General features: G+C 31.3%; 13 protein-coding genes. 7 read left to right on the forward strand and 6 right to left on the reverse strand.

The window, feature by feature from the left end; translation table 11 throughout:
- Nucleotides 1-12: 12 nt before the first annotated feature.
- The 3 genes from gldE (at nt 13) to ABNT61_RS12525 (ending at nt 2,824) form a co-directional block, all read left to right on the forward strand.
- On the forward strand, nt 13-1,341 hold the full coding sequence (gene gldE / locus ABNT61_RS12515) for a gliding motility-associated protein GldE (protein ID WP_348743470.1): 1,329 nt from the start codon (nt 13-15) through the stop codon (nt 1,339-1,341).
- Nucleotides 1,334-1,885, forward strand: a complete 552-nt coding sequence (gldD, locus tag ABNT61_RS12520) for a gliding motility lipoprotein GldD (protein WP_348743471.1) — start codon at nt 1,334-1,336, stop codon at nt 1,883-1,885. Before gldE ends, gldD begins: the two co-directional genes overlap by 8 nt.
- Before the next feature lie 534 nt (nt 1,886-2,419).
- Nucleotides 2,420-2,824 carry a hypothetical protein gene (locus ABNT61_RS12525; protein ID WP_348743472.1) on the forward strand — a complete coding sequence of 135 codons (405 nt, stop codon included), beginning with the start codon at nt 2,420-2,422 and terminating at the stop codon, nt 2,822-2,824.
- Here the strand turns inward: ABNT61_RS12525 and ABNT61_RS12530 are convergent.
- A complete protein-coding gene (locus ABNT61_RS12530; protein ID WP_348743473.1) occupies nt 2,816-3,841 on the reverse strand; it encodes a COX15/CtaA family protein in 1,026 nt (341 codons plus the stop codon). The two genes, ABNT61_RS12525 and ABNT61_RS12530, sit on opposite strands and share 9 nt — an antisense overlap.
- Nucleotides 3,842-3,926: 85 nt before the next feature.
- Complete coding sequence (locus ABNT61_RS12535) at nt 3,927-4,388, reverse strand: cation transporter (protein ID WP_348743474.1); 462 nt, start codon at nt 4,386-4,388, stop codon at nt 3,927-3,929.
- 90 nt (nt 4,389-4,478) lie between these two features.
- Here ABNT61_RS12535 and ABNT61_RS12540 point away from each other — a divergent pair, with 90 nt between their 5' ends.
- Nucleotides 4,479-5,351, forward strand: a complete 873-nt coding sequence (locus ABNT61_RS12540; protein WP_348743475.1) for a DMT family transporter — start codon at nt 4,479-4,481, stop codon at nt 5,349-5,351.
- 54 nt (nt 5,352-5,405) lie between these two features.
- Here the strand turns inward: ABNT61_RS12540 and ABNT61_RS12545 are convergent, their stop codons facing one another.
- Nucleotides 5,406-7,454 carry a pitrilysin family protein gene (locus ABNT61_RS12545; protein WP_348743476.1) on the reverse strand — a complete coding sequence of 683 codons (2,049 nt, stop codon included), beginning with the start codon at nt 7,452-7,454 and terminating at the stop codon, nt 5,406-5,408.
- Nucleotides 7,455-7,484: 30 nt separating this feature from the next.
- Nucleotides 7,485-8,798, reverse strand: coding sequence for a pitrilysin family protein (locus tag ABNT61_RS12550; protein ID WP_348741167.1), 1,314 nt, complete (start codon nt 8,796-8,798; stop codon nt 7,485-7,487).
- Nucleotides 8,799-9,029: 231 nt separating this feature from the next.
- On the opposite strand from ABNT61_RS12550, the gene rplU reads away from it, so the two are divergent.
- A complete protein-coding gene (gene rplU, locus ABNT61_RS12555) occupies nt 9,030-9,545 on the forward strand; it encodes a 50S ribosomal protein L21 (protein ID WP_348743477.1) in 516 nt (171 codons plus the stop codon).
- A 24-nt stretch (nt 9,546-9,569) separates the two neighbouring features.
- The gene (rpmA, locus tag ABNT61_RS12560) at nt 9,570-9,830 is read left to right on the forward strand and encodes a 50S ribosomal protein L27 (RefSeq protein WP_348710623.1); all 261 of its coding nucleotides are present in this window, start codon (nt 9,570-9,572) and stop codon (nt 9,828-9,830) included.
- Between the two features lie 190 nt (nt 9,831-10,020).
- Here the strand turns inward: rpmA and ABNT61_RS12565 are convergent, their stop codons facing one another.
- Nucleotides 10,021-10,677 (reverse strand): HD domain-containing protein, encoded by a 657-nt coding sequence (locus tag ABNT61_RS12565; protein ID WP_348743478.1) that lies wholly within the window; start codon nt 10,675-10,677, stop codon nt 10,021-10,023.
- Nucleotides 10,678-10,735: 58 nt separating this feature from the next.
- On the reverse strand, nt 10,736-11,746 hold the full coding sequence (locus ABNT61_RS12570) for an aspartate-semialdehyde dehydrogenase (RefSeq protein ID WP_348743479.1): 1,011 nt from the start codon (nt 11,744-11,746) through the stop codon (nt 10,736-10,738).
- A 196-nt stretch (nt 11,747-11,942) separates the two neighbouring features.
- Between ABNT61_RS12570 and ABNT61_RS12575 the strand changes: the two genes are divergently transcribed.
- A complete protein-coding gene (locus ABNT61_RS12575; RefSeq protein ID WP_348743480.1) occupies nt 11,943-12,992 on the forward strand; it encodes a rhodanese-related sulfurtransferase in 1,050 nt (349 codons plus the stop codon).
- Nucleotides 12,993-12,995: the final 3 nt, after the last annotated feature.

The raw sequence follows: 12,995 nt of genomic DNA on the forward strand, positions 1-12,995 counted from the left end.
AAAATTTAAAATTTGGACCCGGAACCCTATTTTTTATTCCTTACTAACTCTACATTAATAACTACATCGAGTTTAATTGCTTTGCTTGTATTACTAATTTGTTCTGCTTTAGTTTCAGGTACAGAAGTTGCTTTTTTCTCTTTATCTCAAACCGAATTAGACGAGTTACATGAAGAAACAAAAGGGAAAAGTATTGTAGTTAAATTATTAGAAAAACCTAAGAAGTTACTAGGAACCATTTTAGTAACGAATAACTTTATAAATATCTTAATTGTACTAATATTCGCTTCACTTGAAGAGTTCATGTTCGGTGGTCTTAACTTCTCTCTTGATTTTGGAGTTTTTACCATACCAGCTTCCGTTGTTAAGGTGTTTATTCAGGTAGGATTAGTTACATTTTTAATATTACTATTCGGAGAAGTTTTACCGAAAGTATATGCAAGTAGAAAGTCGTTACAGTTTGCCAATTTTATGGCGAAACCGATATATGTTCTAAATGCAATTTTAACTCCGTTAAGCAGACCTTTGATTGGAATAACAAATAGTATTGAAAGAAGGTTAGGAAATAAAAACAATAATCTTTCTGTTGAAAAACTATCTCAAGCATTAGAATTGACTTCCGAAGACTCTACAACAAAAGACGAACAAAAAATACTAGAAGGAATTGTAACATTTGGGAATACCGAAACGGTTCAAATTATGAAACCTAGGACTGATGTCTGCGCTATTGCTGATGATAATTCTTATGAAGAGGTTTTAAAAATAATACTTGACAATGGGTATTCAAGAAATCCAGTATATCATGAGAATATAGATAATATTGTAGGTATACTTTATGCAAAAGATTTATTAGCTCATCTCAATAAAAAAACATTTAACTGGCAAAGCTTGTTGAGAGAACCATTTTTTGTTCCAGAAAACAAGAAGTTAGATGATTTGCTAAAAGAGTTTCAGGATAAAAAGAATCACCTAGCAATTGTTGTTGATGAATATGGAGGTACAAGCGGAATTGTAACTCTTGAAGATGTAATTGAAGAAATTGTAGGAGATATTAACGATGAGTTTGATAATGATGATTTATCATACTCTAAAATAGATGAGAACAATTTCGTTTTTGAAGGTAAGGTTACGGTTAGAGATTTATGTCGTGTATTAGATGAAGATGAAGCTATTTTCGAAGATGAAAAGGGAGAAAGTGAAACGTTGGCTGGATTTATTTTAGAGGTTTCAGGTAAGTTTCCTCGAAGAGGTGAGAAAATAAACTTTGAAAATTACGTTTTTACTATAGAGGCTCTTGATCGAAAAAGAATTAAACAAGTAAAAGTTACAAGAAATGTATAAATATGTTTTGCTATTGTTAATAGTAATTGTTGTTGGATGTAATGGAGATGTGGTTCCAAAACCTAAAGCATATTTGAGTTTACAATATCCTGAAAAATCTTATGAAAAAACTACTGTAGAAAGACCTTATGTTTTTGATATTCCAAGTTCTGGTATCGTTCAAAAATTACCAAAAAACTGGTTGAAAATTAAATATCCCAAACTAAAGGCTTCGGTTGATATTACATACAGGCCAGTAAAAGAAAACTTAAAAGAGTTGCTTATGGAAGCTGATAAATTAGTTTTTGAGCATACTATTAAGGCTGATAATATTTCTTCCAGAGATTACTCGAATGATGAGAAAAAGGTATACGGGAAGCTTTATGATATTTCTGGAAATGCAGCTTCTCAAGTTCAGTTTCATGTTACAGATAGTGCGAAACACTTTTTAAAAGCTTCTTTATTCTTTTATTCAAAACCAAATTACGATAGCGTTTTACCCGCTGTTGATTATATCAAACAAGATATGATTCGTATGATGGAATCTTTGGAGTGGAGAGAATAGAGCTAGAATCTAAAGAGGAAAGACAAAAAAATATTTTATAGAAAAACCATTACGTTGTTATATGTTATTTCTGAGACTTGTGCTGAATTTATTTTTAGTAAGTCGGGAATCTTATTTTTAAGTTAAATGTTTAACGGTTTTGCTATGATATTCATTAAAATACTAACTCACTTTTTTTTAACGGTTTTTCTAACTGTATTAACTCAGGTCGGGGGTTTAATTTATTTGATTTCGATACTAAGTTTTCGTAGAAAAACTCGCAGAACCAGACTTGTTTATTTTACTTTAATTTATCTTTTTACAGCCTATCTTATTATACCATTTATAGCTCCATTTTTTGGTAGAGAAAAAATAAAAAACACGAATTATTTACAACCGAGATCCTTTTTTTATACGCTTACAAATCGGAATTACGTTACTCCAGAGTTACACAAGATTTTAACATCAGTTTCTGAACGTTTCGAAAAACACCATAATGGCATACAGGTCGTTTACTTGGATGCTAATTTTCCTTTTTTCAACAAATTTCCATTGTTGCCACATTTAAGTCATAATGATGGAAAAAAGATTGACTTAACTCTAATGTATAAAGATGAGAAAGGGAAATTAACCAATAAAAAACCGTCCATTATTGGTTACGGTGTTTATGAAAAACCAACCAGAAAAGAATACAATCAAATTGATGTTTGTAAACGAAAAGGTAATTGGCAATACGACTTTCCAAAATATTTAACATTTGGAAGAATTAATAGAGATATTAAATTTTCAAATCAAGCGAATAAAGAACTGATTAATTTATTCTTACAATACAATCAAATGGGAAAAATATTTATTGAGCCACATTTGAAAAGTAGATTAAGACTTAATCATTCTAAGATTAGATTTCATGGATGTCAAGCCGTAAGGCATGATGATCACATTCATCTTCAATTACGCTAAGCGTTTTACTTTTCTACTTTGCAGCCATAAGTAAAACTGTAATCCGAAAAGAATTGCTCCTGCCAATAAATGTATTGCCTGCGTTCCCAATGGGAATTCAGCATAGTACATTAAAATTCCTGTAATAGTCTCTAGAAAAATTAAGAAAACAATCCAGTTCACCAATTTGTATCCCAAATTTTTAACTTGATTCAAATAAAACATTCCAAAATTCACAAGAACTATGGCAATGGTGAAAGACCTATGGAAATAGAACTTAAAACTAGGATTCATTAAACTATACTGTTTATTGTCAAAACCAAATTGCTTTACTTGCTCATCAATAAATTGTCGTACCTGAGTTCCCATTGCAATTTGAATCAATGAGAATATTACAGAGAATATTAATAACCTATTGAATAAAGTATCAAATTTATAGGTGTTGTCTTTTTCTGTTACAATAAATCGTAGGTATAAAAGCAGTGCAACAATAACTAATCCAATTACCATATGAATAGTAATAATTGTTGGTTTTAAGTTGGTATCAACAACCGTTTTTCCCAACCAAGCTTCGAAGAGCATTAAAAAGAATGCCGCAAAAGAAATTATAGTAATTGTTTTGTTTTCCTTTCGAAATTGAAGAGCTCCGTATAATAAAAAGAGAAATACAAATCCAGCTACAACGGAAACGAGTCTGTTGATATATTCAGTCCAAGTATGATATTTGTTAAACTTGGCATAATCGTGTTTTGTATATTTAGACCAGTTATTTGGATTAAATTCAGAAGCAGTAGTTAAATCACTTTCAGCAACAAATAACACTTCATCTTTTACAATAATCATCCCTTTTTTAAACTCCTTATTTGCTTGCCAGGTAATTTGATCTTCTGAAGTTGGAGGAATATAATACCCAAAACATTTCGGCCAATCAGGACAACCCATTCCAGATCCTGTCATACGAACAACAGCACCAGCTAAAAAAATTAAGTAAACGGAGATTAGGGTAATTTTTACAATTCGAGGAAAGTGTTTTTTCATCAAAAAATGTTTTTGCAAAGATAAGGTAAATGCATAAAAAAAGCGCTCTAGATTGTAGAGCGCTTTTCTTTAAAATGAATTTAAATTATGCTTTCTTAGTAGCACAATTTTCTTTCTTGCAATCTTCCGCACATGCTTGCTTATTAGTTTCATCTTTACAGCACTCTTTTTTACTATCAGAGCAACTTTTAGCATCTTTACCTGCCGATTCTGAAGCTTTGTATGTGTTACCATCACCAACTCCTTCAACAAAGGCAATTAAGCTAGCTTTATCTATTTTTTCTGCGTCATATTTTATAGTTGCTAAACTATCAGCAAAAACAACTTTAGCTTCTAAAACTCCTTCTTTTTTGGCAAGTTTAGATTCAATTGTTTTAGCACATCCTATTTCACAAGACATTCCTGATACATTTAACGAAAGCATTTCTGCTTTTGGAACTGTAGTTTCTTTATTTTCTTTAGTCTCTTCTTTTTTAGCTTCAGATTTACAACTAGTAAAAACAGAAGCTGTTAAGAATAAGGCAAATACTACTTTTAGTAATTTCATTATTTACGTCTATTAAATTATTTCACAAATTTATTAAAAAAAGATTTTTATGTCTTTAAAATAGACGAATTTTACCTTTTAAACGATAAAATGAATAAAAATCAATATAAGTGGGTTGTATTACTCATGCTTTCACTAATCTGGGGTAGTTCATTTATATTAATGAAAAAGGCGTTATTAGGTTTAACTCCAGTTCAAGTTGGTGCTTTTAGAATTTTAATCACAGCAGTTTTTTTATTACTTATTGGATTTAAAAGTTTAAAAAAGATAAAAAAAGAGCAGTGGAAGTATGTTTTTTATAGTGCATTACTAGGAACTCTATTTCCTTCTTTTTTGTTTGCTTTTGCTGTTGATAAAATAGACAGTTCCATTGCTTCTATCTTAAATTCATTAACCCCTTTTAATACACTAATTGTTGGAGTTTTGGTTTTTGGTTTCTTGTTCCAAAAGAAACAAATTGCGGGTATTTTAATCGGTTTACTTGGAACACTAATTTTAATTTTAAAAGGAGCTGATTTAAATCCGAATCAAAATTATTGGTTTGCTTTATTCCCCATCATTTCTTCAATTGGTTATGCATTCAATGTGAATATAATTAAAAAGCATCTACAAGATTTGGAACCAATTGCTATTACTACAGGGAATTTTATTCTTATTATAATACCTGCATTGTTAGTATTGGCTTTTACCGGGTTTTTCAGTTCGTTTGAATTGAACGAAACTACAGAACCTGCTTTGTTATACATAACTATTTTGGCAATTGTAGGGACTGGATTTGCTAAAATCATGTTCAATAAGTTGATTCAAATTTCTTCGCCAATCTTTTCTTCTTCGGTAACCTATTTAATTCCAATTGTAGCTGTAATGTGGGGAATATTAGATGGAGAAAAATTGAGTTTAATTCAATTAGTTGCTGGAGTAATAATTTTGTTTGGAGTGTATTTGGTAAATAAAAAGAAATAAAAAAGAGCTGGAAAATTAATCCCAACTCTCATTACTATTATTTGTTATTTCTGATTATTGAAAATCTGCATCAGAAACTCCTTCGTTAACTTTGATTTCTTTAATTACAAAGTTTAAATCCATTGGTCCTTGTTTTACATTTGTCTTGTGAGGGAATTTAACTCCGTTCACTTCTTTATAATCTCCAAATGTAGTAGGAACTTTAACTTCTCCTTGAGGACTTTTTACTGTTCTTAAAGATTTAATTTTTAAACCTGATTTTACATCGTAAAAAACTTCTGTATCATTGTATTTGATAACATAAGCGTTATTACCATCAACTGGTTCTATTCTATCTAAAGTTCCTGCTTTATAAGCTTCATCTTCGAATGGAGATTTTCTTGCTTTAGCTTCTTCTAATTCCTTACCTTCAAGATCTTTTCTTCTTCCTTGAGCTTCAGAATATCCTTTAGTACCATCAAAAATTTGTTTACTAAATGTTTGTCCCATTCCTGTTACAACAACAGAAGCTTTATTAGGAGCAGCTGATTTACTAGTTAAAGTAATCTCAATTCCTTGAACTTTAGCGTTAGAAACACTCATTACCGTTTTTACAGCAGCAACTTTATCTTTACCTCCGATAGCTTCAAAATACTTATCTACTACTGTTGTAGCTGTAACTCCTGCAGGAATTGGTAAGCTCATTTCTGGTTTCTTAGAAGCGTTACCTAATTTGTCAAAATACTTAATTGAATAATCAGTAGTCTTTTCTAAGTTGTCAAGAACTTCAATTCCTTTACCCGTAATGAAAATTCTAGCTTTATCTCCTTTAAAATATTTAATAGCAGCATTTTGAACATCATCTAAAGTAACAGCGTTAATGTTTGCTAAATACTTTTCGTAGAAATTATCTGGTAGGTTGTAACGAGCAATGTTTAATGCGAAGTTTGCAACTGTCCTTGGCTTTTGAACATCCATTACAAAGTCTCCAACATATTTAGCTTTTGCATTCTTTAATTCTTCCTCAGATACTTTTTGGTAACGGATTTTATTAATTTCCTTTTGTAATTCAACTACAGCACTATCAGTAACCATGTTACGAACACTAGCAGTTGCTCTAAATGTTCCTGCATATCTACTTTGACTTATTCTTGAGTAAGAACCATAAGTATATCCTTTATCTTCTCTTAAGTTCATAAATAAACGTGCAGTTCCACCACCACCTAAAATGTTGTTAGCTAATAAAGCAGCATAGTAATCTTTGTCTCCTAAAGTTAAGTCAACATTGTTAACAACAGCAATCTCAGATTGAACAGCGTTTGGCATGTTTATAAAGTTGATTTCTGTAGTTGCAGGATTTGTAGTTTTTGGCATTGTGTAAGCAGGAATGTTTCCTTTTTTCCAATCACCAAATAACTTTTTTACTAATTTCTTAGTTTCTCTTGGATTGATATCTCCAACAATTACTAAATAAGCATTGTTTGGCTTGTAGTAAGTGTTATAGTTATTCTTTACATCAGCAAGAGTAATGTTTTTTACAGACTCTGGACTTGTGTACTCACCAAATGGGTGGTTTTTACCGTATGTTAAGTAATCTTCTACTCTACGAGCAATTGCAGTAACACTTTTTTCATTACTCTTTAATCCTTCTAAAGTTCTTTCAACTTCTTTGTCGAATTCTTCTTGTGTAAAAACAGAGTTCTTAACTCCATCCGCCATTAAACCTAATATCTCTGGGAAGTACTTTTTTAATGAAGAAGCAAAAGCACCACTTTGAAAAAAGCTCACGTTAGCACCTAAATAGTCAATCTTTTCATTGAAATCATCTTTAGAAATAGAAGTTGTTCCATTACCTAATAAACTTCCCATCATACTTGATAAACCAGCTTTAGAACCTTCAAAAACAGGTTTGTTGTCAATAGTAAGGTTTGCAGAAGCTCTAGGTAGTTTATGGTTTTCTACCATAATTACTTGTAAACCATTTGAAAGTGTGAATTTTTCAGGCTTACCTAACTTAATCTTTGGAGCAGGTCCAGGTTTAGGTTGTGGGTTTAAATCTCTTTGAGCCGTAGCAGCAAATGTAATTGCTAAAATTGCTACGAATGATAATATTTTTGTTTTCATGATTGTTGTTTCGTTCTTTTAGATATTAGATTATTTCTTTGATTCTGGTAAATATTCCATCACTAATCTCTGATTAGGATTTAAATATTTTCTTGCAACATTTCTAATATCTTCTCTAGTAATAGATCTGTAAATGTCAATTTCAGTATTGATAAGATTTGTATCTCCATAAAGAACGTTGTAACGTGCTAAAGAGTTAGCAATTCCTTCTACACTTGAGTTAGAGTTTACAAATCTGTTCTCAAATTGATTTTGTAATTTTTGGAAATCTCTTTCAGAAATTAAATCATTTTGAAGTTTTACAATTTCTTCATCCATCTCTTTACTTAAATCTTCTAAAGAAACTTTTCCTAATGGTAATGCATATAAGATATAAGTTCCATAATCTTCTTGACTTAAGTTGATTGCTCCAGCTTGTAATGACATTTTTTTGCTGTCAACTAGTTTCTTGTACAGTACAGAACTTTTACCAGTACTTAAGTACGTAGAAATCATGTCTAAAATTCTAGAATCCTTAGTTTTCATAGAAGGAGTTCTATAAGCTTGCATAATTGCAGGAATCTGAATATTTGGATCATAAGCCTTTGCATCTATTTGTTTAGTGATAGGCTCTTCTTTTGGGAAGTTTCTAGCGATATCCTTTCCTCTAGGAATTCTTCCAAAATATTCTTTAATTAATTTTTTCGCATCCTTAACGTCAATATCACCTGCAACAACTAAAGTTGCGTTATTAGGGACATAAAACTTTTTGTTAAAAGCTAAAAACTCATCTAAAGTAGCTGCATCTAAGTGCGCCATTTTACCAATTGTAGTTCCTTTGTAAGGGTGTTTTTTGAAAATGTTTTTCTTTACATTCTCTAAGAATCTAGAGTACGGTTGATTATCTACACGTAATCTTTTTTCTTCTTTTACTACTTCGTTTTGAGTGTCAACACCTTCTTGTTTGATAATTGGGTGTAATAAACGCTCAGATTCCATCCATAATCCTAATTCTAAATTATTAGATGGGAAAATTTCATAATAATATGTTCTATCATCGGTAGTATTTGCGTTATTTCTACCACCGTTAGAAGAAACTATTTTAAACCAATCTCCTTTTTTAATGTTTTTAGTTCCCTCAAAAAGTAAGTGCTCAAAAAAGTGAGCCATTCCTGTTCTATCCGGTTGTTCATCTTTAGCCCCAACGTGATACATTACCGAAGTTACTACTACTGGAGCAGAATTGTCCTTATGCAAAATAACATGCATTCCATTACTTAAATCGTACTCTTCAAAAGCTACTTGTTGTGCTTTAGCAGAAAAAAGAGCAGCTACAGCAGTAAGCGTTAAAATGGTTTTTTTCATCAGTTCTGATTTGAATATTTAATGATTTTGTGGTTTGACGCACACATGTACGTTTTGTTACAGAAAAAGTGTTGTAACAAGAAAAAATATTTCTTCAAAAATAAGAATTTCTTATCTTCAGAATTATTTTGCGCTTAAAAGGTTGTTTTACAGTAAAAAAACGTATATTTGCACCCGCATTTTAGTTAAAATGCTGTATATAATTAAAGTATAAACGCAAAACAAATTAGTATGTACGCAATCGTAGAGATAGCAGGGCAGCAGTTTAAAGTAGCAAAAGACCAAAAAGTATACGTTCACCGTTTACCAGAAGCAGAAGGTTCTAAAGTAACTTTTGACAAGGTAATGTTAATTGAAGACAAAGGTAATGTAACTATTGGCGCCCCAGCTATAGAAGGTGCAGGAGTAACTGCAAAGATTTTAGGTCACTTAAAAGGAGACAAGGTTATCGTTTTCAAGAAGAAAAGAAGAAAAGGATACAGAAAGAAAAATGGTCACCGTCAATTCTTAAGTGAAATTCAAATCGAAAGTATTGCTGCTTCAGGTGTTAAAGCTGCTAAAAAAGCTGAACCAAAGAAGGCAAAAGCTGAGGCTAAAACAGAAGCTCCAGCTAAAGAAGTAAAAGCAGAGTCTAATGATTTAAGTTCAATGACTGTTGCTGAATTAAAAGCTTTAGCTAAAGAAAGAGGAATTTCTGGTTACACTTCTTTAAAGAAGGCAGAATTAATCGAAGTATTAAGTAAATAATTAACCTTTAAAAAACTATAAAAGATGGCTCATAAGAAAGGTGTCGGTAGTTCGAAGAACGGTCGTGAATCGGAATCGAAACGATTAGGAGTTAAAATTTTTGGAGGACAAGCTGCTATCGCAGGAAATATTATTGTTCGTCAAAGAGGAACTCAACATTACCCAGGTGAAAACGTATATATGGGTAAGGACCATACTTTACATGCTAAAGTAGATGGAGTTGTACAATTCCAAAAGAAAAGAGATAACAGATCATATGTTTCTATAGTTCCTTTTGAGGCTTAAGAAATAACTGATTATATAGAATAAAAAAAACGCTCAATATTACATTGAGCGTTTTTTTGTGTATAAGGGATTATTAAATATAGGGTTTCAATTTTAGTTAACAAAAGCTTTACTTTCGCTGTACAAATACAAATTAAGTAATAATTTCTTAAGATATTCTTAGCATATGTTAAGGCTTTGTGTTAAAATTTTAAAGTTTGCCTTCCCATTCTCCAAAAAACTGAGATAAGAATTGTTCCATGAACAAATGGCGTTGTTCAGCAATTCGTTTTCCTGAAGAGGTATTCATTCTGTCTTTCAATAGAAGAAGTTTCTCGTAAAAATGATTAATTGTGGGTGCTTTCGATTTTTTATACTCTTCCTTAGTCATATTAAGATTAGGTTTAATCTCAGGATCGTATAAAGCTCTGTTTTTAAATCCACCATAATTAAAACAACGAGCAACACCAATTGCACCAATAGCATCTAATCGATCTGCATCTTGAATTATATCCAGTTCAAGGGATTTAAATTGTTGTTGAAAGTTTCCTCCTTTGAAAGAAATGTTTTCAATGATTTTTTGAACATGTTCAATTACGGATATATCTACTTTTTGACTTTCAAGAAATTCAGTAGCAACTTTCGGTCCAATAGTTTCATCACCATTATGAAATTTACTATCTGCAATGTCATGAAGTAAAGCACCTAACGAAACGATAAATTCGTTTGCATTTTGTTCGTCTTTTGAAATAGCGATTGCATTCTTATAAACTCTTTCAATATGGAAGTAATCATGACCTCCTTCAGCATTTTTTAATGTAGTTTTTACAAACTTTTTTGTGTTTTCTATAATTTGAGATTCATTCATACACAAAAATAAAAAATCCCGCTGTAAAGCAGGATTTTCAATTTATAAACAATGTACCTTATACAGATAAGGTAGGACTTTTAATTAAGTTCTTAGATGCTAAATATTCCGCAATTTGAACAGCGTTAGTTGCAGCTCCTTTTCTTAAGTTGTCTGAAACAATCCATAAGTTTAAAGAATTCGGTTGAGATAAATCTCTACGAATACGACCAACGAATACTTCATCTTTTCCGTGAGCGTTTAAAGGCATTGGGTATTCATTGTTTTCAATATCGTCTTGAACAACCACTCCAGGAGTTTCAGATAATAGTTTTCGAACGTCTTCTAAGGTAAAATCGTTATCAAACTCAATATTTACAGATTCTGAGTGTCCTCCTACAACAGGAATTCTTACTGCAGTTGCTGTAATTCCAATACTTGGATCGTTAAGTATTTTGTGAGTTTCTCTTGTTAATTTTAATTCTTCTTTAGTATATCCTGCTTCTTCAAAAACATCACAATGTGGTAAAGCATTTTTGTGGATTGGGTGTGGATAAGCACTTTCTCCTTCCACTCCATTTACTTCATTTTCTAATTGTTGAACTGCTTTTACTCCGGTACCCGTAATTGACTGGTATGTTGAAATAACCAATCTTTTCATGTTGTATTTTGAGTGAAGTGGAGCTAATGCCATTACCATCTGAATTGTAGAACAATTAGGATTAGCAATAATCTTATCGTTTTCAGTCAATTCTGAAGCGTTAATTTCAGGAACAATTAACTTATTATCAGGATTCATTCTCCAAGCTGAAGAATTATCAATAACCGTTGTTCCTACTTCAGCAAATTTTGGAGCCCATTCAAGAGAGGTACTTCCTCCTGCAGAAAACAATGCGATATCCGGTTTTAAGTTTACAGCATCTTGTAAACCAATTACAGAATATGTTTTTCCATTAAAAGGAATTTCTTTACCTACTGATCTTTCTGAAGCTACTAAAAATAGCTCGCTGATCTGAAAATTACGCTCTTTTAAAACTTGTAACATCACGTTGCCTACCATTCCAGTTGCTCCTACTACAGCTACTCTCATAACAAAATATGCTTATTTTTAATTTATTAGTACTTATTTCGTACTACAAATTTCAAGAAAAAAAATTGCGCGGCCATCTTTAATTTATAAAAATTTCACAAAATGTTTAATTTTTAACAAATTGTTACTTTGCAATTAAAAAACTAAAAAATTACCTTTGCGGCTTAAAATATTGTTTAACTTAAAAATGTATAGCATGCAACTGTACAACAAGTTAAGCGCAGAAGAACGCGCTAAATTAATTGACGAAGCGGGTAAAGACCGTATTACTATTTCATTCTATCAATATTATAAGATAGAAAATCCACAACTTTTTAGAGATAAATTATTTATTGAATGGAACAAACTTGATGTTCTTGGTAGAACTTATGTTTCTTACGAAGGAATTAATGCTCAAATTTCTGTTCCATCTGAAAACTTTTTAGCCTTAAAAGATCAATTAGATAGTATTTCTTTCCTAAAAGACATTCGTTTGAATGTGGCTGTAGAGCAAAACAATAAGTCTTTCTTAAAACTTAAAGTTAAAGTTAGAAATAAGATTGTTGCTGATGGTTTAAATGATGATACTTTTGATGTAACAAACAAAGGTGTTCATTTATCTGCAAAAGAGTTTAATGCTATGTTAGCCGATCCTAATACGGTTTGTGTGGATATGCGTAATCATTATGAAAGTGAAATAGGTCATTTTAAAGGAGCCGTTACTCCAGATGTTGATACGTTTAGAGATTCTTTAGATATTATTGAAGAAGATTTAAAAGAGCATAAAGAAGATAAAAACCTTTTAATGTATTGTACTGGAGGAATCCGTTGTGAAAAAGCTTCAGCTTATTACAAGCATAAAGGATTTAAAAATGTATTCCAACTTGAAGGAGGAATTATTGAATATACACGTCAGGTAAAGGAAGAAGGAATTGAGAATAAGTTTATTGGAAAGAACTTCGTATTTGATCATAGAAGAGCGGAACGAATTTCTGACGATGTAGTTTCTAATTGTCACCAATGTGGAAAACCTTGTGATACACATACGAATTGTGCAAATGAAGGTTGTCACCTATTATTTATTCAATGTGACGAATGTGCTGAGAAGATGGAAAATACTTGCTCAACTGAATGTCAAGAAATAATTCATTTACCTTATGAAGAACAAAAAGCTTTACGTAAAGGAAAACATGCGAGTAATAAGATTTTCAAAAAAGGAAGGTCTGAAAAGTTAAAATTTCAAAAAGGTAACACTTGTAATGCATAAATA

It is taken from the genome of Tenacibaculum sp. 190524A05c (assembly GCF_964036595.1).
Taxonomy (GTDB): domain Bacteria; phylum Bacteroidota; class Bacteroidia; order Flavobacteriales; family Flavobacteriaceae; genus Polaribacter; species Polaribacter platacis.

Coding starts and splice junctions, on each gene's coding strand:
- gldD (WP_348743471.1), top strand. CDS start 1,334: ATGTATAAATATGTTTTGCTATTGTTAATAGTAATTGTTGTTGGATGT.
- ABNT61_RS12530 (WP_348743473.1), bottom strand. CDS start 3,841: ATGAAAAAACACTTTCCTCGAATTGTAAAAATTACCCTAATCTCCGTT.
- ABNT61_RS12535 (WP_348743474.1), bottom strand. CDS start 4,388: ATGAAATTACTAAAAGTAGTATTTGCCTTATTCTTAACAGCTTCTGTT.
- ABNT61_RS12540 (WP_348743475.1), top strand. CDS start 4,479: ATGAATAAAAATCAATATAAGTGGGTTGTATTACTCATGCTTTCACTA.
- ABNT61_RS12545 (WP_348743476.1), bottom strand. CDS start 7,454: ATGAAAACAAAAATATTATCATTCGTAGCAATTTTAGCAATTACATTT.
- ABNT61_RS12550 (WP_348741167.1), bottom strand. CDS start 8,798: ATGAAAAAAACCATTTTAACGCTTACTGCTGTAGCTGCTCTTTTTTCT.
- rplU (WP_348743477.1), top strand. CDS start 9,030: ATGTACGCAATCGTAGAGATAGCAGGGCAGCAGTTTAAAGTAGCAAAA.
- rpmA (WP_348710623.1), top strand. CDS start 9,570: ATGGCTCATAAGAAAGGTGTCGGTAGTTCGAAGAACGGTCGTGAATCG.
- ABNT61_RS12565 (WP_348743478.1), bottom strand. CDS start 10,677: ATGAATGAATCTCAAATTATAGAAAACACAAAAAAGTTTGTAAAAACT.
- ABNT61_RS12570 (WP_348743479.1), bottom strand. CDS start 11,746: ATGAGAGTAGCTGTAGTAGGAGCAACTGGAATGGTAGGCAACGTGATG.
- ABNT61_RS12575 (WP_348743480.1), top strand. CDS start 11,943: ATGCAACTGTACAACAAGTTAAGCGCAGAAGAACGCGCTAAATTAATT.